The organism is Rhizobium sp. NFR03, from assembly GCF_900111275.1.
GTDB lineage: Bacteria > Pseudomonadota > Alphaproteobacteria > Rhizobiales > Rhizobiaceae > Ferranicluibacter.
The window spans coordinates 121,323-142,022 of record NZ_FOGR01000004.1; the positions used below are offsets into that span (position 1 = coordinate 121,323).

21 protein-coding genes are annotated in these 20,700 nt (G+C 63.1%); 18 read left to right on the forward strand and 3 right to left on the reverse strand.

Features of this window, described 5'->3' with window-relative positions:
- The first annotated feature begins 49 nt into the window (after positions 1–49).
- From BSG19_RS13810 to BSG19_RS13840, 7 genes are read left to right on the forward strand one after another with little or no spacing between them, the layout of a single operon-like run.
- The gene (locus tag BSG19_RS13810; RefSeq protein WP_244529280.1) at positions 50–619 is read left to right on the forward strand and encodes a c-type cytochrome; all 570 of its coding nucleotides are present in this window, start codon (positions 50–52) and stop codon (positions 617–619) included.
- A complete protein-coding gene (gene coxB, locus BSG19_RS13815; RefSeq protein ID WP_092988616.1) occupies positions 616–1,599 on the forward strand; it encodes a cytochrome c oxidase subunit II in 984 nt (327 codons plus the stop codon). Before BSG19_RS13810 ends, coxB begins: the two co-directional genes overlap by 4 nt.
- Positions 1,596–3,524 carry a cytochrome c oxidase subunit I gene (gene ctaD / locus BSG19_RS13820; protein WP_244529250.1) on the forward strand — a complete coding sequence of 643 codons (1,929 nt, stop codon included), beginning with the start codon at positions 1,596–1,598 and terminating at the stop codon, positions 3,522–3,524. Before coxB ends, ctaD begins: the two co-directional genes overlap by 4 nt.
- Positions 3,521–4,123: a cytochrome c oxidase subunit 3 gene (locus BSG19_RS13825; protein WP_092988617.1), complete on the forward strand. Its 603-nt coding sequence runs from the start codon at positions 3,521–3,523 to the stop codon at positions 4,121–4,123. The genes ctaD and BSG19_RS13825 overlap by 4 nt, the downstream gene beginning before the upstream one ends.
- The gene (locus BSG19_RS13830) at positions 4,120–4,458 is read left to right on the forward strand and encodes a hypothetical protein (protein ID WP_139274774.1); all 339 of its coding nucleotides are present in this window, start codon (positions 4,120–4,122) and stop codon (positions 4,456–4,458) included. Before BSG19_RS13825 ends, BSG19_RS13830 begins: the two co-directional genes overlap by 4 nt.
- Positions 4,446–5,342, forward strand: coding sequence for a cytochrome c oxidase assembly protein (locus BSG19_RS13835; protein WP_244529251.1), 897 nt, complete (start codon positions 4,446–4,448; stop codon positions 5,340–5,342). The genes BSG19_RS13830 and BSG19_RS13835 overlap by 13 nt, the downstream gene beginning before the upstream one ends.
- On the forward strand, positions 5,317–5,733 hold the full coding sequence (locus BSG19_RS13840; RefSeq protein WP_092988619.1) for a c-type cytochrome: 417 nt from the start codon (positions 5,317–5,319) through the stop codon (positions 5,731–5,733). The genes BSG19_RS13835 and BSG19_RS13840 overlap by 26 nt, the downstream gene beginning before the upstream one ends.
- Positions 5,734–5,742: 9 nt before the next feature.
- On the opposite strand, the gene BSG19_RS13845 is transcribed toward BSG19_RS13840, so the two are convergent.
- Positions 5,743–6,669 carry a cytochrome c gene (locus tag BSG19_RS13845; RefSeq protein ID WP_092988620.1) on the reverse strand — a complete coding sequence of 309 codons (927 nt, stop codon included), beginning with the start codon at positions 6,667–6,669 and terminating at the stop codon, positions 5,743–5,745.
- A gap of 317 nt (positions 6,670–6,986) precedes the next feature.
- Here BSG19_RS13845 and BSG19_RS13850 point away from each other — a divergent pair, with 317 nt between their 5' ends.
- The 4 genes from BSG19_RS13850 (at position 6,987) to BSG19_RS13865 (ending at position 9,146) form a co-directional block, all read left to right on the forward strand.
- Positions 6,987–7,334 carry a thiol-disulfide oxidoreductase DCC family protein gene (locus tag BSG19_RS13850; protein ID WP_092988621.1) on the forward strand — a complete coding sequence of 116 codons (348 nt, stop codon included), beginning with the start codon at positions 6,987–6,989 and terminating at the stop codon, positions 7,332–7,334.
- A gap of 97 nt (positions 7,335–7,431) precedes the next feature.
- Positions 7,432–8,424: an NAD(P)/FAD-dependent oxidoreductase gene (locus tag BSG19_RS13855; RefSeq protein WP_170865974.1), complete on the forward strand. Its 993-nt coding sequence runs from the start codon at positions 7,432–7,434 to the stop codon at positions 8,422–8,424.
- Entirely contained in the window at positions 8,424–8,849 is a 426-nt protein-coding gene (locus BSG19_RS13860) for a DUF3429 domain-containing protein (RefSeq protein WP_092988623.1), read from the forward strand. Before BSG19_RS13855 ends, BSG19_RS13860 begins: the two co-directional genes overlap by 1 nt.
- A 33-nt stretch (positions 8,850–8,882) precedes the next feature.
- On the forward strand, positions 8,883–9,146 hold the full coding sequence (locus BSG19_RS13865; RefSeq protein WP_092988624.1) for a hypothetical protein: 264 nt from the start codon (positions 8,883–8,885) through the stop codon (positions 9,144–9,146).
- A 76-nt stretch (positions 9,147–9,222) separates the two neighbouring features.
- Here the strand turns inward: BSG19_RS13865 and BSG19_RS13870 are convergent, their stop codons facing one another.
- Positions 9,223–10,665 carry a phospholipase D-like domain-containing protein gene (locus tag BSG19_RS13870; RefSeq protein WP_092988625.1) on the reverse strand — a complete coding sequence of 481 codons (1,443 nt, stop codon included), beginning with the start codon at positions 10,663–10,665 and terminating at the stop codon, positions 9,223–9,225.
- Between the two features lie 203 nt (positions 10,666–10,868).
- Here BSG19_RS13870 and BSG19_RS13875 point away from each other — a divergent pair, with 203 nt between their 5' ends.
- Positions 10,869–12,050 (forward strand): esterase, encoded by a 1,182-nt coding sequence (locus BSG19_RS13875; RefSeq protein WP_092989067.1) that lies wholly within the window; start codon positions 10,869–10,871, stop codon positions 12,048–12,050.
- Positions 12,051–12,138: 88 nt separating this feature from the next.
- Here BSG19_RS13875 and ppk2 read toward each other — a convergent pair whose 3' ends face one another.
- The gene (gene ppk2 / locus BSG19_RS13880; protein ID WP_092988626.1) at positions 12,139–13,104 is read right to left on the reverse strand and encodes a polyphosphate kinase 2; all 966 of its coding nucleotides are present in this window, start codon (positions 13,102–13,104) and stop codon (positions 12,139–12,141) included.
- Between the two features lie 266 nt (positions 13,105–13,370).
- Between ppk2 and BSG19_RS13885 the strand changes: the two genes are divergently transcribed.
- The 6 genes from BSG19_RS13885 (at position 13,371) to BSG19_RS13910 (ending at position 20,680) form a co-directional block, all read left to right on the forward strand.
- Positions 13,371–14,312: a DUF808 domain-containing protein gene (locus tag BSG19_RS13885; protein WP_092988627.1), complete on the forward strand. Its 942-nt coding sequence runs from the start codon at positions 13,371–13,373 to the stop codon at positions 14,310–14,312.
- A 121-nt stretch (positions 14,313–14,433) separates the two neighbouring features.
- Complete coding sequence (locus tag BSG19_RS13890) at positions 14,434–15,039, forward strand: J domain-containing protein (protein ID WP_092988628.1); 606 nt, start codon at positions 14,434–14,436, stop codon at positions 15,037–15,039.
- A gap of 295 nt (positions 15,040–15,334) precedes the next feature.
- Positions 15,335–16,774 (forward strand): FAD-linked oxidase C-terminal domain-containing protein, encoded by a 1,440-nt coding sequence (locus BSG19_RS13895; RefSeq protein ID WP_092988629.1) that lies wholly within the window; start codon positions 15,335–15,337, stop codon positions 16,772–16,774.
- Positions 16,771–18,015, forward strand: a complete 1,245-nt coding sequence (glcE, locus tag BSG19_RS13900) for a glycolate oxidase subunit GlcE (protein WP_092988630.1) — start codon at positions 16,771–16,773, stop codon at positions 18,013–18,015. The genes BSG19_RS13895 and glcE overlap by 4 nt, the downstream gene beginning before the upstream one ends.
- A gap of 6 nt (positions 18,016–18,021) precedes the next feature.
- Positions 18,022–19,314, forward strand: coding sequence for a glycolate oxidase subunit GlcF (gene glcF / locus BSG19_RS13905; protein WP_092988631.1), 1,293 nt, complete (start codon positions 18,022–18,024; stop codon positions 19,312–19,314).
- Positions 19,315–19,459: 145 nt separating this feature from the next.
- Positions 19,460–20,680, forward strand: a complete 1,221-nt coding sequence (locus BSG19_RS13910) for an MFS transporter (RefSeq protein WP_092988632.1) — start codon at positions 19,460–19,462, stop codon at positions 20,678–20,680.
- The last annotated feature ends 20 nt before the right edge of the window (positions 20,681–20,700 follow it).

Sequence of the window (20,700 nt, forward strand, 5' to 3'; positions counted from 1 at the left end):
GTCATCAGGGGGGCGTCGTCGATCGGGATGGAGCGTCGCATCGGGCACGCTGTCGCTCTGCGGCGTCACGCTCTGCTGTCTGGCCTGCGCTACCGCTCTGGGCTGGATGCGCGCGCCGCGACAATTCCGGACCGACCCGCCGTTGCAGGCAGACCTCGGCAACCTCAGGCTCCTGCCGAACCGCATTGGCGGCACGCCGCCGGAGAGCTACTTCGCGCTTGGCAAACCCTACGAGAAGGTGGCTTACGATCTCTCGCAGGGAAAACGGCTCTATACATGGTTCGGCTGCGCCACATGCCATGGCGATGGCCGCGGGAATATCGGCCCATCCTTCCTCGACGGCTGGTGGCTCTATGGTCCGGAAATGATCTCCGTCGCCGCTTCCATCCGCGACGGGCGTCCGCATGGCATGCCGGCCTATCGCGACCGGATGACCAACGACCAGATATGGCAACTGGCAGGCTATGTCAGAACCATCGGCGCTTATGGACCAAGCGTTTCAGCCACTGCGCGTAACGACGACCCCCAAACGCGACCGGCTGAAAACCGTGGTCCGGCCTCCATTTTGTTCGAGCAAGGGCCCGCGGGCATGAAGCCCGAACAAGGGCCTTCGCCATGATCGCGCGCCGAGGCGTTCCCCTACCTGCTCTTCTTGCGCTGCCCCTCCTGCCCGGATGCACCGGCATGCAATCCTCGCTCGATGTCGGCGGGCCCGCGGCCGGGGAGTTGCGGTTGCTGATCGTCTCTTTCACGGTCATCTGCGGCATCGTCTGGCTGCTCGTCGTCGCCACGCTCGGATGGGCGCTTCTACGACGCCGACCGGCCGGCACCGGCGCGCGGACGCAACGGCAACTGACATGGGCGGTCTCTCTCAGCGTGGCCGCCACCGCCATCATCGTTGCCGGGCTGACGACCCTCAGCTTCCTTGCCACGCGGTCGCTTGGAGGAGGCGATGGCGAGATCGAGGTGGTGGCCGTGGGGCAGCAATGGTGGTGGCAGTTTCTCTATCCGCGCGAGGGATTCCAGACGGCGAACGAGCTGCACATTCCGGTCGGGCGCACGGTTCGCATCCGGCTGGAAAGCGCCGATGTCATACATTCGTTCTGGGTGCCGAGCCTGTCGGGCAAGATGGACATGATCCCCGGGCGCACGACGGCGCTGACATTGAAGGCCGAGCGGCCGGGCGTCTATCGCGGACAATGCGCGGAGTTCTGCGGTCTACAGCACAGCCATATGGGCTTCACTGTCATTGCCGAGGACGACGTCTCCTACCGCAAATGGCTGACGGGCCAGGCGCAACCGGCGCGCCCCGCCGCAACGGAAGAGATCAGGGCCGGACAAGCCGTGTTTCTCGCAAAACCCTGCGCTGCCTGCCACACCATTCGCGGCACCACCGCCGTTGGCACCGCCGGGCCGGACCTGACCCACATCGGCAGCCGCCGGAGCATCGCGGCAGGTCTTCTGGAAACCACCCGGGGGACCCTTGCCGCATGGACGGCCGATCCGCAGACGCTCAAGCCCGGCACCACCATGCCCCTCGTCCCGTTGACAAGCATCGAGCTACGGCAGGTCGCAGTCTATCTGGAGAGCCTCAAGTGACCGGGAACCGGAACGCCCGTACGCGAGAAGACGACCGGCCGTCGGACACCGATGTCTCGGACGCCGAGGGCGAGCGCCGGCTGCTTGCGACCTGGGCGACGCCCCGCACGCTGAAGGGCGTCCTCTCCACTGTCGATCACAAGATCATCGGCCGGCGCTACATCGCTACGGCCTTCGTTTTCCTCATCCTCGGAGGCCTGCTGGCGCTGGCCATGCGGCTGCAACTGGCGGCACCCGAAGCGCGGTTCATCGGTCCGGATCGCTACAACCAGATCTTCACCATGCACGGGTCGACAATGATGTTCCTGTTTGCGGTGCCGGTCATGGAAGCCGTCGGGGTCTTCCTCGTGCCGCTGATGATCGGCACGCGCAATATCGCATTTCCCAGGCTGAATGCCTTCTCCTACTGGATTTTCCTCAGCGGCGGCATCCTGCTCTGGGTGTCGTTCGCGCTCGATGTGGGGCCAGATGTCGGCTGGTTTGCCTATGTTCCCCTTGCCGGCCCGGAATTCTCACCCGGCAAGCGCGCCGACATCTGGGCTCAGATGATCACGTTTACGGAGCTTGCCGCTCTTGCTGTCGCCGTGGAGCTCGTCGCCACGATCCTCAAGCAGCGCGCGCCGGGCATGTCGCTGGATCGTATCCCCGTCTTCGTCTGGGCCATGCTGGTCACCTCCTTTCTGATCATCATGGCCATGCCGGCGATCATGATTGCCAGCAGCACGCTGATCCTCGACCGGCTGGTCGGCACGCAGTTCTACAATCCGGCTGAAGGTGGGGATGCGCTTTTGTGGCAGCACCTGTTCTGGTTCTTCGGCCATCCCGAGGTCTACATCATCTTCCTGCCCGCCGTCGGCATGGTCTCCACCATCATCCCGACCTTTGCCGGGCGGCCTATCTTCGGTTACCTGCCGCTGGTCATGGCGCTGATCGCAACGGGCATCCTCTCCTTCGGGCTGTGGGTGCACCACATGTTCACGACCGGCCTGCCGCGTCTGGGGGAGAGCTTTTTCACCGCCTCCAGCATGTCCATCGCCATCCCCGCCGGCGTCCAGATCTTCTGCTGGATCGCGACGCTCTGGGCCGGGCGTCCACAACTGAAGACGCCGCTTCTCTTCGTCTGCGGCTTCATTTTCACCTTCGTTCTCGGCGGCATGACGGGCGTCATGGTCGCATCCGTTCCCCTGGATACGCAGGTCCACGACACCTACTTCGTCGTCGCCCATTTCCATTATGTCCTGATCGGTGGCGCACTCTTCCCGTTGATCGCTGCCGTTTATTACTGGCTGCCGAAGGTGAGCGGGCGGATGATGAGCGAGCGGCTCGGCCGCATCGTCTTTGCCCTCATCTTCCTCGGGTTTCACGGCACATTCTTTCCCATGCATTTCCTCGGGCTCATGGGCATGCCGCGCCGGGTCTACACCTACCAGCCGGAGATGGGATGGGGCGGGCTGAACCTCTTCGTCAGCCTCAGCGCGCTGGTGCTCGCCGCGGGCTTCCTCCTGTTCTTCATCGATGCCATCCGCAGCGCGCGATCCGGGCCGCTGGCCGGGCCGAACCCTTGGAATGCGCCGACGCTCGAATGGGCGACGTCGTCGCCGCCACCGGCCTACAACTTCCGCCGTATCCCTGTCGTGACCTCGGCCAATCCCTTGTGGGACAATGGCGAGACGCTGCCGGTAGCCGGTGGCCTCAATATTGACCGTCGGGAGCTGCTGGTGTCGAGCGTGGTGGAAGCCCTGCCGGAGGCGCGGGAATCGTCCCCGACGGACTCGATCTGGCCTTTCTGGGCGGCAATGGCGACCTCGATCCTGCTGATCACCTCGATCTTCACGCCTTGGGCTGTCGTCTGGGGTTCCATTCCCGTGGCCATCACGCTGATCGGCTGGTTCTGGCCGAAAGGCGAACCGGAGGATGAGGCATGAAGGAACGTATCGTCCACGACCTCTCGCACCTGCCGCTGCATGGGCTTGGAACCGCCAGCCTGACATGGTGGGGCACCTGCGCCTTCATGCTGATCGAAGGCACGGGATTTGCGCTCTCCGTCGCCGTCTATCTCTACCTGATGAGCCTGGCGCCCGCGTGGCCGATCGATGCACCGGCGCCTGACCTTCTGGCGGGCACGCTGCTCACGTGCCTCTTGCTCATCAGTCTCGTGCCAAACCTCCTTCTCCGGCGCTGGGCCGAACGCGAGGATCTCCACAAAGTGCGGATCGGGCTCGTCGTCATGACGGTGGCAGGAGTATTGCCGCTGATCGTAAGAATCTTCGAATTTCCGGCCCTGCACGTCTCCTGGGACGACAGCGCCTACGGCTCTATCACCTGGCTCATGCTGGGCCTCCACACGACCCACATCCTGACAGATGTCGTCGATACGGTCGTGCTCATGGCGCTCATGTTCTCCAGGCATGCCGACAAGCCGAGACGGTACGGAGATGTTTCGGACAACGTGATGTACTGGAACTTCGTCGTGGCAACCTGGGTTCCGATCTACATCTGCCTCTATTGGGTGCCGCGGCTATGATCTCGATAGCGATGGAAAAGGCATGGCGGAAGCCGGTATCCGCCTTGAGCGGCTTGCTGGTCTCACCCGCTCTCTGGGTGGCCAACAGTCAGGCAGGATTGATCCTGCCACCTCCGGAGTGCCATGCGGAACTCGGGCTGGCCCCGCTCGCCTCTGTCGTCCTGGCGCTCGTTTCGGCCACGAGCGCGGGCTGTTCCTTTGCCGCCATCGGAGGAACCGCGCCGAGACTGCGGAGATTCATCGCGCTCGCGTCTGGCCTCGCAGGCCTCATCTTCACCTATGCCCTTCTCCTGCAGGGAGCGGCATCCGTGCTGGTCGATCCATGCCTGTCCTGATGCTCCTCATCATTCTCTTCGGCGCGTTGCCGGCCTTCGCACATGGCGGCATCGAGCACAACGGGATTGGCTGGACGACCGATCTCTATATCGTCATTCCCATCGCCCTCTCTGCCCTTGCTTTCATCGCCGGCAGCGCCCGCCTGCTGCGCCGCACCCGCAGCCGGCATGGCCAGCGGCGGCTCTCATGGCGCATCATGGCATACGCTGCGGGATGGCTGACGCTGGTGCTGGCGCTTCTGTCTCCGCTGCATGCGCTGGGCGAACGCCTCTTCACCGCACACATGATCGAACACGAGATCCTGATGGCTGTCTCGGCACCTCTGCTTGTTCTCTCCAGACCGCTCGCTATGCTGCTCTTCGCACTACCCGGCGATGCCCGCCGCGCGCTTGCGCGCCTCTGGGCGTCGATGGCGGGCGGACATTGCCGCGTCTGGCTGCGCAGCGGTGGCCTTGCGACCATCGTTCACGGTGCCGTGCTCTGGCTCTGGCACGTGCCTCCCGTGTTCGATGCCGCCGTGATGCATGACGGGCTGCACCGGTTGCAACATCTCAGTTTCTTCCTGTCCGCTCTCTGGTTCTGGTGGACGATCCTCTGGTTTTCCAGCCGAGGTGCCGCAATCTGGCACCTGTTCGTGACCATGATGCATATGAGCGTGCTTGGTGCGTTGATGGCGTTAGCGCCACGGGTGCTCTACACCGTCCAGACGACCGCTGCCGGTCACTATGGCCTGACGCCGCTGGAAGACCAGCAACTGGCGGGCCTCCTGATGTGGGTGCCGGCCGGCACCGTCTATGCGGGCGCCGCAGTGACCATGGCAGCACTTGCGATCGCGCAATCATCGAGAAGGGACGCCGATGACCGTCGCGTTCGCCACGCCTAGAAGGATCGCCACCTGGGGCACCGCCACCATCCTCCTCACGCTCCTCGCCGGCGTGGCTGTCGATAGGCTGCGGAGCCGCGAGCAGTCCATCGCCGTGGCAACGGCCCTTACCAAAGGCGATCCGGCCCTCGCGCCGCCGATCTTCCGGCGATATGGCTGCACCGGCTGCCATACCATTCCCGGAGTGCCCGGTGCCGACGGAAAGGTTGCCGCGCGCCTGGAAGGCTTGCGCAGCCGCGTCTACATAGCGGGCACGCTCAACAATACGGGAGATGCGCTCGTCTCGTGGATCGTCTCGCCACAACGCTTCCAGCCAGACACCGCGATGCCCGCAACCGGCATCACGGAGCCCGAGGCCCGGCATCTCGCGGCCTATCTCTACGCCCACTGACACCCTTCGTCAGGGATGTGGCGTCGGCCGCGCTGGCAGGGACGCGATATATGCCGCGATCGCGCGGCGGTCGTCTGCCGTCAGCATCCGTGTATTCACGACGACGTCCGCCATGGAAGAGCCCACGCGCCCGTGATCGGGCGTTTCCCCCGTTTCCAGCATCCGCGCAATATCGTCTTGCGACCAGTGACCGATCCGATCCGGCGTGATGTTCGGGATAAATCCCGTCCCCTCCGGATCGACCCCTCCGGCAAACCGGGTGTCTTCCCGGATAGCGCCGAAGATGTTGCGGCTCGAATGGCATTCCCCGCAATGCGCGACAGATGACACGAGATAGGCGCCGCGATCGTGCAGCGGATCACCGGTGAACACGGCTGCCGTCTGTCGCTCGCGGAAAAACAGAAGTTTCCAGGCGCCCAGCGTGCGGCGGATGCGAAACAGAAACGGCAGATCGTGCGGCGGCGCCTTGCCGGACACGGCAGGCAGCGTGCGCAGATAGGCGTAGAGATCGCGGATGTCCTCAAAGGTCATGCCCGTGTAGCTCGTATAGGGAAAGGCCGGGTAGTAGTGACGTCCATCGGGCGAGACGCCCTTGATCAGCGCTGTCGCAAGATCGGCAGGCGTCCACGTGCCGATGCCGTCGATGGGGTCCGTCGAGATATTGGGCGGGCGGAACGTGCCGAAGGGCGATGCGAGCGCCATGCCGCCGCCGAGAAGCAGGCGATCTCCCTCGCCCGGCCGTGCGTGGCATGAGGCGCAATCGCCAGCCGCAAATACCCGTCGTCCGTGTTCCACGTCGCCGGGTGCGGCAAGCCGCGGATCGTCCTTGCGAAATTGCTCGGCCGGTGCCGTGACGATCCACAAGAGCGGCGCACCGATCGACACAGCGGCGAGCGCAGACAGACAAAGGAGGATGCGTGCGCGCTTTCTCGTCACGTGCTGCGACCCGTTGACCCATCGCGGCGGAAAAAGGACGCAGGGTCACCATATTCCGTCCATGCCGGCATCTTTAACCTCCCGGACGAGACTTCGAAAACACGTCCTAACCTCCGGGAAAGCAGAGGGTTCCTGTGCAGCGATGTCGCTGGCGGAACACGGATGCGTAGCGAAACGTCGACGGCATGCCGTGAGCGCCCAGCGCGGTCGTCGCGAACAGATGGGCCGTTGAACCGAAGCGACCCTGCGTTCGTACGTCTCGGACAATGTCATGTCCCGTGTTGCATCGGTCGCCACAGATTTTCGGAGAGCAGCTCATGGTCGAGAACGTTACCGTCTGGTTCGACAGCGGCTGCCCGTTGTGCCAGCGCGAGATCGCGCTGATGCGACGGCTCGACCGCCGTGGCGCAATCCGGTTCATCGATGCCTGCGACCCTACGTCCTCCTGCCCGATCGACAGGGGCGATATCCTCGCGCGTTTCCACGCCGAGGAGAATGGACGGCTTCTATCGGGCGCTGCCGCCTTCGCTGCGATGTGGCGGGCCATTCCGCTGCTGCGGCCCCTTGGCATCATCGCCGGATGGGGCCCGGCAACGCCTGTCTTCGAGACGATCTATCGCGGCTTCCTGCGGGTTCGGCCGCGTCTTCAGCGTCTGTTTCAATGAACGAGCGTCATGCCGTTGCCATCGCGCAAAGCGGCGTTAGATCGTGGGTCAGCTGCTGCAACGATGCATGTCGGCGGCCAGGATGATCGGGACAAGCATGAGTGATCCAAAACGCGTGGCGATCATCGGTGCGGGAATGGCAGGTTTGACGCTTGCCCGGGCGCTTGCAGGTCAGGCTTCCGTCCGCATCTTCGAGAAAAGCGGGAGCATTGGCGGACGCATGGCGACGCGCCGCATCGAGGGCGTCTCGTTTGACCACGGCGCACAATATTTCACGGTCCGAGACCCGCAATTTCGTGACATGCTGGACAAGGCTGCGGCGGATGGCGTCGTGGAACGCTGGAACCGGGACATCGTCTCCCTGCCGGCGGCACCGGAAAGAGATCAACGGCCCGATGACGCACGATATGTCGGCACGCCCGGGATGACATCCCTGCCGAAATGGATGGCAAGGGACTGCGACATTACCTTCAACGCCCGGGTAGCCTCCATCTCCGGCACGCCCGGAAACTGGGCGATGACGACGAACGCCGGTGAGGAAGGCCCTTTCGACTGGGTCGTCGCAACAGCGCCGGCGCCGCAGTCTGCTGCTCTTCTTCCACCTGCCTTCGTCCATCATGAGGCCTTGCACGCAATCCGTATGAACGGCTGCTTCACACTGATGGTGACGTTGCAGCCCGGTGCGACGCCACCATTCGCGGCCGCGCGGGTCGACGACCCGGTGATCGGCTGGATCTCACGCAACGACACAAAGCCCGGACGCGACCATGTGCCGTGCCTTGTCGTGAATGCCAACCCGGAATGGTCCGACCGGCATCTCGAGGTGCCGATTGAAACTGTGCGCGCCCGGATGATCGAGGCAGTGTGCCGCTACATTCCGCTCGGCGCCGCCGAAGCAGAAGGCGCCGTCATCAAGCGCTGGCGCTATGCGAACGTCGCACGCGCCGCCGGTCAACCGTTCCTCCTGGATGAAGAGCAACACATGGGCTGCTGCGGCGACGGGTGCATAGCGGGCCGGGTCGAAGCCGCTTTCCAAAGTGCAAGCCTGCTCGCAGACGCCCTTCTCCCCGCCCTCCGGGAAACAACGTGATGACGAGAATGAAAAAGACGACCTCGGAGACGCTGACCTATGCCGGGGCCTTGCCATTCTGGCTGCTGCTGATCGCGCCCGCCACGCTCATCGGCTTCGAGACGAGCCAGGCATTTCTCGCCTACGGCGCCGTCATATCGGCCTTCATGGCCGGTACGATCTGGGGCGTGGCACAGATGGGTAAGGCGGGCACCGCGATCATCGTCGCGAGCAACGCGTTCGCGCTGCTGTCCTTTGTGACGCTGCTCGTTCGCCAGACCGCGCTCTCTGCGGGCCTTCAGTTGATCGTTTTCGCTCTTCTGCTTCTCACGGACCGGATCATCTTTGCAAACGATCCGGAACACCGGTGGTATGTCCGGCTTCGGACGCGGGTGACCATCATCGTGGCACTTACCTATATTGCGATGCTTTACCGACTGGCCTAGACCTGCAAAGAACAACGCCAGGAGCGAAACAACATGCTGCTACTGAACAAGCCGCGCGGATCAGGCCCTTACCCGGACCGCGACATCGCCTGCCAGGAGGCCGTCGAGCAAGCATTCCTCGACATCGCCAAGGGGCTGACGCCTGACAACATCGTGGAAACGGCCTCCGGCCGGCTTCCGCCACCGCTTCAGCGTCTTGCGAAGGAAGCCGAAAAGGTGGGCTGGGGCCTTGAGGAAGCTGAGGTGGCCATCAGCGAACTAGCGCAGAACCTTCTGGACGACATGTCGGCGATGTAGGCTGATCACGACGAAGGAGATCTCGGCTGGCTGTCGAGATCCTTCCCCTTTCGTGGAACAGCGGTGACAGGAGGCGTCACGATCTGCGGAACCGCCGCTTCAGAAAGGTCGACGTCCTGTATTTGACGCCGGCGGGGCGTTCGGGATCGGCCATATCCGATTCCGCCATCAGCTCTTCCGCTGCGGTCAGGTCACGCATCGCAACGGGCATCAGCCTTCGTCCCGTCTTTGCCGTCAGTATCTCCAGGGCCTTCACAAGAGATCCACGCTCCGAAATTGCGGCGGCCACCTCATCCTCGCCGCGTCCGAGATGTTCGCCGATCAGCGCGTTTCGGCAGGCAGCGATCGTCTGCATCATCTCCGGCTGGTCGGGACGCGCCTCGATCAAGACGTCGCACTCCGTATCGTATCCCATCGACCGGTTGTTGAGATTGGCGGAGCCGAGCTTCAGGATCCGGTCGTCGGCGATCATGATCTTCGCATGCACGTAAATCGGGGTACCCGCGTCGTTGACGGGATAGAGGATGCGGAACCTGTCGAAGCGGTCGGCATCGCGAACGAGCTTCATGAGACGAATGCGCGCGGAGTCCATGGCCTTGGCTTCCAGCCATCCGTTGGCCCCCTCAGGATTAACGACGACGATCTCCGGTCCCTCCGGCTCCCCGAGGCGTTTGGCCAGGGCTTCGGCAATCCGGCGCGAGGCAAAATACTGGCTTTCGATATAGAGCGTCCGTCGCGCGGCAGCGATGATGGCAAGCGTTGCGGTTTCAATTTCCACGACCTGCCGGCGCTCGTCATATTGCGGCAGAGTGCGGGCAATACCGACGTCGATATCTCGAAAATCGACCGGGAGATCGTCAGGCCATGCGTCCGATCCACTGTCGACCGGCTCCAGCGTGTCGCCCGTCGCCTCCTTCCACCGGGAGCGCGCAAGAACTGCGAGAGCTGCGGCGGCCTTGCCCGAAAAGCACGTCGTGGCATCGTGCCAGGGCTCCTGCGCAAATCCCAACGGTGAGCGGCGACGCTTGTCCTTTTCCAGATGCTCCGCCGTATCCCACCGCCCGACCGTCATGTCGATGCCCCCGCAGAACGCGACCTCGTCATCGATGACCAGAAGCTTCATATGGTGCGCCGACAGGGGCGGATGCGCACTGTCGAGCTTCAGACTGACGCGGTCGGAAAACAACCAGCCGAGCATGTAGACCGGCGTCTCGCCCCGGACGAGGGAGGCGAAGAGGCCCATGTCCCATTTGAGAATGCGGATGTTCAGCGCGTCGTTGCGCTCCGCCAGCCAGTTCAGAAAGCGCCCGAGCTTGTCGGGAGATCCATCCGTGCTCTTGCCCGGCACGAGGTCGATCCGCGTATCGAAATCCCAGCCGATCAGCAGGATCGACTTTTTCGCCTTCATCATCGCCGTCCGGGCGTGACGAAAAAAGGCTTCGGCATCGATGATGACCGAAAGCCTGTCGGCACGAGCGACCCGCCAACATGTCTGCTGTTCCACCAGAAGTGTCTGCATCGCCTCTCACATTCCCTGCAATCTGCAGCAGCGGAGATAGGGTCCGATCGCCGCCTGGCCATCTCCATTTTCAGGAGATCCTGAAAACCTGGAGACGTAGAACGGGAGTGATATGAGAAACGTATGGAGCGACTGTTGAAAACGCGCCAAGGGGGTGTAGCTTCCTGCCCGGATGAGGTTGATGCAATGTGGAGGAATTCATCATGTTCAAGGTGTTACCCGTGCTCGTCGCGGCAGGCTGCGCCGCAGCTATGATGACGAGCGTACCCGCTTTCGCTCTGGAGCCGCCGGCCTCCCCGCCGGCCGACACGCCGCTCAAGGCTTTCGTGACCTCGGTCGAAGCGGACAAATCGATCACCTTCCGGCTCTTTGCACCAGCCGCCAAATCTGTCGCCGTCGTGCTGGGCCAGCGTGAACCGATGATGATGACCCGCGGGGATGACGGTGTGTGGACGGCAAAGAGCGATGTTCTCGCGCCGAACCTGTATGAATACTACTTCAACATCGACGGCTTCCGCAGCATCGACCCCGGTACGAACCAGCCGAAGCCGCAGCGACAGGTGAATACGAGCCTCATTCTCGTGCCCGGTAGTATTCTCGACACACGCGACGTGCCGCATGGCGATTTGCGTCTGGTGACGCTGTCATCCAAGGCGCTGAAATCCCAACGTCAGATGCATGTCTATACACCACCCGGCTATACGGATGCTTCGGACCCTCTGCCCGTCGTCTATCTCTATCACGGGTTCGGCGACACCGTGGACTCCTGGGTCACGCAGGGGCGCGCGCCGCAAATTCTCGACAATCTGCTTGCTGAACAGAAGATCAAGCCGATGATCGTCGTCATTCCGGATACCGAAGCCGACATTCCCGAGGCAATTGCCGAGAATTTTCCGGCTGCCCAGCGTCGCAAGGACTTCTATCCGATCAATGCCGATGCCATCGACCGTGAACTGATCGAAGACCTGATCCCCTACATGGAGAAGACCTATCGGGTGCGCACGGATGCCGATGGCCGCGCCGTCGTGGGCCTATCGCAGGGCGGGTATCAGGCGCTGGTTTCCGGTCTTTCGCACCTCGGCACCTTTGGCTGGGTCGCCACCTTCAGCGGCGTCTCCACCACCACGGTGCCCAACAAGGCGGTCGATGCAGCCCTCGACGCTCCGGACACGATCAACAAGGCGCTGCGGAACTTCACGGTGACGGTCGGCTCGAAGGATACGGTCACGGGCAAGGATATTGCCGGCCTGAAGGCGAAGCTGGACGAGAAGAAGATCGCTCACGAGTACCACGAGTACAAGGACCTGCAGCACGAGATGGACGTGTGGCGGCCCTCGCTCGTCAGCTTCCTGGAAAAGGCGTTCAGGGAACCCGGCGCCAAGTAAGATCTTGCCGATGCGGGGTTTACGGCCGGGTATGAGCTCCGGCCGTAAACATGACGAATTCTAGCGACACGGACGGACGAGCGAACGCCTACTGCCCGCTCTTGCGGACAGCATGAGGCGCGCCTGTCGCTGGCGTCGGATTATAGATATCCGGCACATACATCTCCGCCGGCACCGGCTTGCGGTAGTAATCTGCGTTGCGCGCGCGGTCCGGCAGTTCGACGGAAGACTTGGGAACGTCCTCATAGGGGATCTGCTGCAGGAGATGCGAGATGCAGTTCAGGCGCGCCTTGCGCTTGTCCACGGCATCCACCACCCACCAAGGCGTTTCCGGACGATGCGTCCTCTCCAGCATTTCTTCCTTGGCCTTCGTGTAGGACTCCCAGTGAATGCGGCTTTCCAGATCCATCGGGGATAGCTTCCACTGCTTCAACGGGTCCCTGATCCGCATATTGAAGCGGAAGGCCTGCTCGTCATCGGTAATCGAAAACCAGTATTTGATCAGGATGATGCCGGAGCGGACGAGCATGTTCTCGAACTGCGGCACGGACTGGAAGAACTCTTCCAGCTCGTCGGGGGTGCAGAAGCCCATGACGCGCTCGACGCCAGCGCGATTGTACCAGCTGCGGTCGAAGAGCACGATCTCGCCGGCCGTCGGCAGATGCTGAACGTAACGCTGAAAGTACCACTGGTGGCGTTCCCGCTCCGACGGCGCCGGCAGCGCGACAACTCGGCAGACCCGCGGGTTGAGCCGCTGCGTCACGCGCTTGATGGCACCGCCCTTGCCGGCGGAGTCACGACCTTCGAACAGCACGACGACCTTCAGCTTCTTGTGCTGAACCCAATCCTGCAATCGCACGAGCTCGTGCTGAAGACGGAAAAGCTCCTGGAAATAGACCTTGCGATCGAGAAGCGGTTCGGCCGTTGGCTCCATGCCCTCTTCGAAGAGATCGTCCAGACGATCCTCTTCCATCTGCATTTCCAGTTCCTCGTCGAAACTGTCCACAATCTCCGCCTTGATGCGCGCGAGCTGGGCGGGGTCATTTATATTCATGGAGGCTCCGTGACGGAAGGAATGCGTTGAACAACGCCGGAGCTTAATGCATGTCGTGTGTCAGCAGGATGACGAACGTGCAATGTTGCAACGCCGAGATGTCGCGCTGTTGCTGATTTTGCGGACCATTCCGTAAACGCATTGACTCGCAAAGCGTCTTCCGGCCCTGTTTGAGCACGCAGCCCTCAACGCTGCGCAACGATTCCGAGAGAATTACCATGTCGATGGCCGGGCAGGACCGCCGTCGACCCTGAGAGGACCTTTCATTGGCGACAGGCTTGATTGCGCTACTGGATGATATCGCGGCCATTGCGAAGCTCGCGGCAGCGTCCCTGGACGATGTCGGCGCACAAACGGCAAAGGCCAGCATCAAGGCAGCGGGCGTCGTCATCGATGACACGGCAGTGACGCCGACCTATGTCGTCGGCTTGTCCCCCAGCCGCGAATTGCCGATCATCTGGCGGATCGCAAAGGGTTCGCTGCGCAACAAGCTCGTCTTCCTGCTGCCGGCATGCCTGCTCATGGGGACCTTCGTGCCGTGGCTGATCACGCCGCTGCTGATGATCGGCGGCACTTATCTCTGCTTCGAGGGCGCCGAGAAGATCCATTCCGCGCTGTCGGGCCATGGCCATGCCGATGCGGCGGCGGCCGCGACGATCGATCCCAAGACGCTCGAAGAACAGAAGGTCTCTGGCGCCATCCGGACAGATTTCATTCTTTCGGCAGAAATCATGGCGCTGACGCTCGCCGGTGTCTCCACGTCGAATTTTGCGACCCAGGTCGCGGTCCTTGCCGCTGTCGGCATCCTCATCACGGTTGCCGTCTATGGTGTGGTGGCGTTCATCGTGAAAGCCGATGATATCGGCATCCATCTCGTGGCGACAGGCGGCCGTATTGGCAAGACCGTCGGGCACGGCCTCGTCAAGGGCGTTCCTGTTTTTCTGCAGATCCTTGCGGTCGTGGGAACCGCTGCCATGCTCTGGGTCGGCGGCAGCATCGTCATTCATGGCCTTGCCGAGTTCGGGCTCCATCAACCCGAGCATATCGTCGAAGGTGCCGCGGAATTCGCCGTTGCCGTCATCCCCCTCCTGCCGCAGGTCGTGCACTGGCTGGTGGCGACCCTGATGCAGGCGATCTTCGGCGCCATCCTCGGCGGCATCGTCATTCTGCTTCTCTCGGCCATCAAGCCGCTTTTCGCCAAGGCATAGACGGCGAAAGCGGAACTCCACCGACCTTTTTGCAAAATGTGATACGCACCTCATACACAGAATGAACGTCAGCGTGCAAAGCGGTCTTGCGAGATCGCGCGTCTGATCGCATAAGCCCTGCATGTCTGATTCACGTATTTTCGTTGGCCTCAAGTCCGCCAAGAAGAAGTCCAAAGCCGCTGAGGTCCCCACGGGACCGCAGTGTCAATGGCATGGGTGCGAGAAGATCGGCACGCATCGCGCGCCGGTCGGGCTCGGAGGTGAAGGCCTGTTCCTGATGTTCTGTCTCGACCACATCAAGGAATACAACAAGGGCTACAATTTCTCGCCGGATCTGTCGGACCCGGTCGTCGCGCGTTACCAGCGCGAAGCGATCAGCGGCGCTCGACCGAGCTTCGGAAAGCCGATCGTGGAAGCGACCGAACTTCCGATGCCGTTTACCGTGCGCTCGGGCTCGGCCAAGTCGCTGAACGCTCGCAAAAGCGCGGCTGAGCGCCTGATGCAGAAGCGGGAGGCGCAGGCGCGGAAACTGAAGGTGCTCGAGGCGAAGGCTTTCGAAACACTGGGCCTGCCGCACGACGCCACGCCGGACCAGATCAACCGTCGCTACAAGGAGCGCATCAAGCTCCACCACCCGGATTCGAACGCCGGAAACCGGTCGTCGGAGGCAGAGCTTCAGGCAACGATCGAGGCGCACAAGATCCTGAAGCTCAACGGCTTCTGTTGACGGGGCGGCGACTGCCGTGAGACGACCCAACCACAGCCGAGGCTAAGCATTCCCAGCCTTGCCGGGATGATGCGGCATTATGGCCTGCTGTCTCGTCTCTTCGCCCGGTCGAAAACCGCTCGCATAAGAGAAAGCAGCAAACCCCTGCCAGGCAAGGACTGGGATCCCTGACCTGAATGTGACGCAACACGTCGTTCTTTTATGCCCCTTGCTGCAATTCCGCTCGCGCAGGCCGCTGGGATGCCTATACTCGTAGCGTTGATGCGAAAAGCATGACCCACGGGGAGGAGAGACCGTGTCGCAGCCCATAGCCTTCCTGCCGCCGCGGGCCGATGTGTTGTCGCAGCGGGAGAGGATCATCGCGGATCTTGGCCGCCTCCTGCCGGATGGCGGGCTGGTGCATGAAGCGCGCGAATTGGTGCCCTTCGAAACCGATGCCTATGTCGCCTATCGACAACTGCCGCTCGCCGTCGCCCTGCCCCGAACGACGCAGGAAGTGTCCGCCGTCCTTGACTATTGCAACCGAAACGGCGTTCCCGTCGTGCCGCGCGGAGCGGGCACGTCGCTCTGTGGCGGAGCCATTCCCCAGCCGGATGCGGTGGTGCTGGGACTATCGCGCATGTCCGCCATCCTCGAGGTCGATCTTGAGAACCGGGTGGCGCGCGTGCAGGCCGGGGTGACGAACCTGTCGATTTCGGAAACCGTCGGACCCGAAGGGTTCTTCTATGCGCCGGATCCGAGTTCCCAGCTTGCCTGCACCATTGGCGGCAACATCGGCATGAACTCGGGCGGCGCGCACTGTCTTAAATATGGCGTGACAACGAACAACCTGCTCGGCGTGACCATGGTGCTGATGGACGGTACGATCATCACGCTCGGCGGCAGTCATCTCGATTCGGCGGGCTACGACCTGCTCGGGCTGGTCTGTGGGTCGGAGGGGCAGCTCGGCGTCGTGACCGAGGCGACCGTCAGGATCCTCGCGAAGGCGGAAGGGGCCAGACCCGTGCTCTTCGGTTTTGCCACGTCGCATGAGGCCGGCGCCTGCGTTGCCGATGTCATCGGCGCCGGCATCATTCCTGTCGCCATCGAGTTCATGGACAAACAAGCCATCGAGATCTGCGAGGCATTCGCCAAGGCCGGCTACCCCCTGCATGTCGGCGCGCTGTTGATCATCGAGGTCGAGGGGTCGGAGGCGGAGATGGAGGCGATGCTCGCCGCCATCGTCGCAATCGCCCGCCGCCACGGTGTGATGACGGTGCGCGAAAGCCAGTCGGCGACGGAGGCCGCCTTGATCTGGAAAGGCCGCAAGTCGGCCTTCGGCGCGACTGGTCGCATTGCCGACTATATCTGCATGGACGGCACGGTGCCGCTCGGTAAGCTCTCCCATGTGTTGCAGCGGACGGAAGAGATCTGCACCGGGCTCGGCCTGCGCGTTGCCAATGTTTTTCATGCGGGCGACGGCAACATGCATCCTCTGATCCTGTTCGACGCCAACGACCCGGCAGAGGCCGCGAAGGCTGAGGCAGCAGGCAACGAGATCCTGAAGGTCTGCGTGGAAGCGGGCGGCTGCCTGACGGGCGAACATGGTGTGGGCATCGAGAAGCGCGACCTGATGCGGTTCCAGTTTTCGCAGGCCGATCTCGACCAGCAGATGGCGGTTCGCTACGCGTTCGATGCCGGCTGGCTGCTCAACCCGTCCAAAGTCTTCCCTCTTGAGGGACGTCCCGCCGCATGACCGACCATTATCGCCCTCAGAGCGAGGATGAAGCCCGCGACGTGATCCGACAGGCGTTGGAAACGGGAATGGCGCTGTCTGTCATCGGCGGCAATACGCGCTCGGGTCTCGGCAACTGCGTCGCTGCGGATGCCGAGCTCTGTTCCACCGGCCTTTGCGGGGTCGTGGACTACGAACCCGGCGAGATGGTGATGACGGCACGCACCGGAACACCGCTGTTCGAGATCGAAGCAGCTCTTTCCGCCAACAACCAGATGCTCGCCTTCGAGCCGGTCGACCATCGCGGCATGATGGGCACGCAGGGCGAGCCAACCATCGGCGGCGTGTTCCTGTCCAATGCCTCCGGCCCGCGGCGCCTGTCGGCCGGTGCCGCGCGGGACAGCTTGCTGGGCCTGCGCTTCGTCAACGGGCGCGGCGAGGCAATCCGTGCCGGCGGGCGGGTGATGAAGAATGTGACAGGGCTTGATCTTGTCAAGCTGCTCGCGGGCTCGCACGGCACACTCGGCTTCGTCACGGAGGTCACGTTCCGTGTGCTTCCACGGCCGGAAACGCAGGCCACCATCGTGCTTTACGGCTTTGATGATGCGACAGCCACGAACGCGATGGCGGCGGCCATGGCGCAGCCGGCCGACGTTTCCGGTGCGGCACATATTCCGCGAGCATCGGCAGCGTCTCTCTCGGGTGTTCTCGGCGAGGATACAGCCATAACGGCTCTGCGGCTGGAAGGCCTCTCTGCGTCGGTCGCCGTCCGCGCCACCTCACTGGCGGCCCGACTTTCGGCATTTGCACCCACCGTGACGGTGGATGCGGCAGAAAGCGCACGGCTCTGGCGCGCCATCCGCGATGTCGCGCCTTTTCAGACATTTCAGGATAGGCCCCTCTGGCGGGTGTCCGTCGCGCCGACCGCGGGCCACCGTCTGGTTGCGGCGCTTCGGCAAAAAGCCGAGGCGGATGCGCTTTACGACTGGCAGGGTGGGCTCGTCTGGTTGCAGATGAATGGCGAACCGCAGGCCGATGTCCTGCGCCGGACCATTGCGGCCATCGGAGGCGGGCATGCGACGCTGATGCGCGCATCCGCCGCTCAGCGCGTGGCCATCTCCGCGTTCGAGCCGCAGCCGGTGGCCATCGCGGCATTGTCGGCGCGCATCAAGGCCAAGCTCGACCCGGCCGAAATTTTCTCGCCGGGCAGGATGGCACCCGATATCCGGAAGACTATGCAGATAGCGGGCATGAGGGGATAGCGACGGATGCAGACGTCCTTCACACCGGCGCAGCTGAGTGATCCGCATGTGGCGGAATCTGAAAAGATCCTGCGGCGCTGCGTCCATTGCGGCTTCTGCACCGCCACCTGTCCGACCTATGTCACGCTCGGCAACGAACTCGACAGCCCGCGCGGGCGCATCTACCTTATCAAGGACATGCTGGAGAACGATCGGCCCGCCGACCGCGAGGTCGTAACGCATATCGATCGCTGTCTTTCCTGCCTTGCCTGCACGACCACCTGCCCTTCGGGCGTGGATTACATGCACCTGATCGACCATGCTCGTGTTCATATCGAGCAAACCTACAGACGCCCGCTCGCAGACCGCTTGATCCGCAGCCTGCTCGCAGCCGTCCTGCCCTATCCCGCCCGCTTCCGTGCCGCACTGGCACTCGCCCGTGTGGCGCGGCCGCTGGCGCCATTGCTACGTCGCGCGGCACCTCTCGCGCCGCTCGCCGCCATGCTCGATCTTGCGCCGCGTCATGCAGCGAAGAGACCGGAAAGAGCCGTTCCGCCTGACAGTGCTCTTACCCGCGGTCGCGTCATTTTGCTGGAGGGGTGCGCCCAGCCAACGCTCGACCCCGGCATCAACGCGGCGACGGTTCGGCTGCTGACCCGGTTCGGCGTTGCCATCGCCACGCCAAAGGGCGAAGGCTGCTGCGGTGCGCTGGTGCACCATATGGGCCGCGAGCAACAAGCCCTCGCGTTTGCCCGTCGCAATATCGACGTCTGGATGCGGGAGATCGATGCAGGCGGGATCGACGCCATCCTGATCACGGCATCGGGCTGCGGCACAACCATCAAGGATTACGGCCACATGCTGCGTCTCGATCCGCTCTACGCGGAAAAAGCCGCGAAGATCTCGGCACTGGCACAAGACATTACCGAATACCTTGCCACGCTTCATCTCGAAGCCTTGCCCAAACGTGATCTCGTCGTGGCCTATCACTCCGCCTGTTCGCTGCAGCATGGGCAGAAGATCACCGCTCTGCCGAAGCTTTTGCTGAAGACGGCGGGATTCACCGTGCGCGATCCGGCGGAAGGTCATCTCTGCTGCGGCTCGGCCGGGACCTACAATATCCTGCAACCGGACATCTCCGCCACGCTCAGGCGACGCAAGGTGAAGAATATTGAGGCGACGAAGCCGGACGTGATCGCTGCCGGTAACATCGGCTGCCTTACCCAGATTGCCTCGGCGACAGCCATCCCCATCGTTCATACCGTGGAGTTGCTCGACTGGGCCTACGGGGGCCCAAAGCCCTTGAAGCTAAATTCCTGAGACCAACAGAGTATTCCAGCTCGCCCCATCTTGCCCGTGGCAAACGACCGATCTTCAGAACTGCACCCCCTAACTTTCGGCGAGCACCACTTGACGCGCCAAACCGTCGGACGTACGGCGTCCCTACCTTAAACAGGCGGGAACAATGACCGACGCAAATCCGGGTGCGGCTTCAGGCGGCTCGATCCACTGGAAGCGAAACCTCGGGGTATCGCTTGCGGGCTCGTTCACCACCATCATCGCCATGACGCTGCTCCTCCCCTTTCTTCCGCTTTACGTGGAAGAGCTTGGCGTCAGCGATCATGCAAGCATCGTTCAGTGGTCCGGGATCGCCTATGGCGCCACGTTTTTCGCGGCTGCGCTGGTCGCGCCGCTCTGGGGTCGCCTTGGCGATATCTATGGACGAAAGCTGATGCTGGTACGGGCGAGCCTCGGCATGACGATCGCCATCGCGCTCATGGGCGTTGCGGAGAACGTCTGGCAGCTCGTTGCCCTGCGACTGTTCGTGGGCCTCGCCGGTGGCTATTCCTCGGGCTCCATGGTCCTCGTTGCCACGCAGACGCCGCGGGACCGTTCCGCCTGGGCGCTCGGAATGCTCTCTTCCGGCATCATGGCCGGCAATCTCGTAGGGCCGCTGATCGGCGGCGTGCTTCCGCCGCTGATCGGCATTCGCAACACCTTTCTCGCCGCAGGCGGGCTCATCTTCTTTGCCTTCCTGGCGACGACATTCCTGATCAAGGAGGAGACCGTGCCCGGCCACAGGCAGGCCGCGAAGGCCGGCGGCGGCTGGGCAGCAATACCGGATAAGGCACCCGTCATCGCCATGCTGGCCACCGGCATGCTGCTGATGCTCGCCAATATGTCGATCGAGCCGATCATCACGGTCTATGTCGCCCAACTGGTCGACACACCGGAAACCGTCACCCTGTGGGCCGGCCTTGTCATGTCCACGGCTGCCCTCGGCAGCATCCTGTCGGCGTCACGCCTCGGCCGGCTTGCCGACCGTATCGGCCACTGGCCGGTGATCGCGGGCGCCCTCGTCGCGGCGGGCATCCTGCTCGTGCCGCAGGCATTCGTCACCAGCGCCTGGCAGCTGATCCTCCTGCGCTTCCTCATGGGCGTCGCGCTGGGCGGCCTTCTTCCGTGCATCGCCGCCGTCATCCGGCATGGTGTTCCGGATCGCTCCGCGGGAACGGCGCTCGGCCTCTCCGTGTCATCGCAATATGTCGGTCAGGTCGCCGGCCCGCTCCTCGGCGGCTTCATCGGCGGCCATATCGGCATGCCCGTGGTCTTCATCGGCACCAGCGTCCTGCTTCTTGCGGGCGCGGCCTTCGTCTGGTCGGCGAAACCGCCGACCGCGAAGTAACGAGAGGCTGGAGCGCCGCC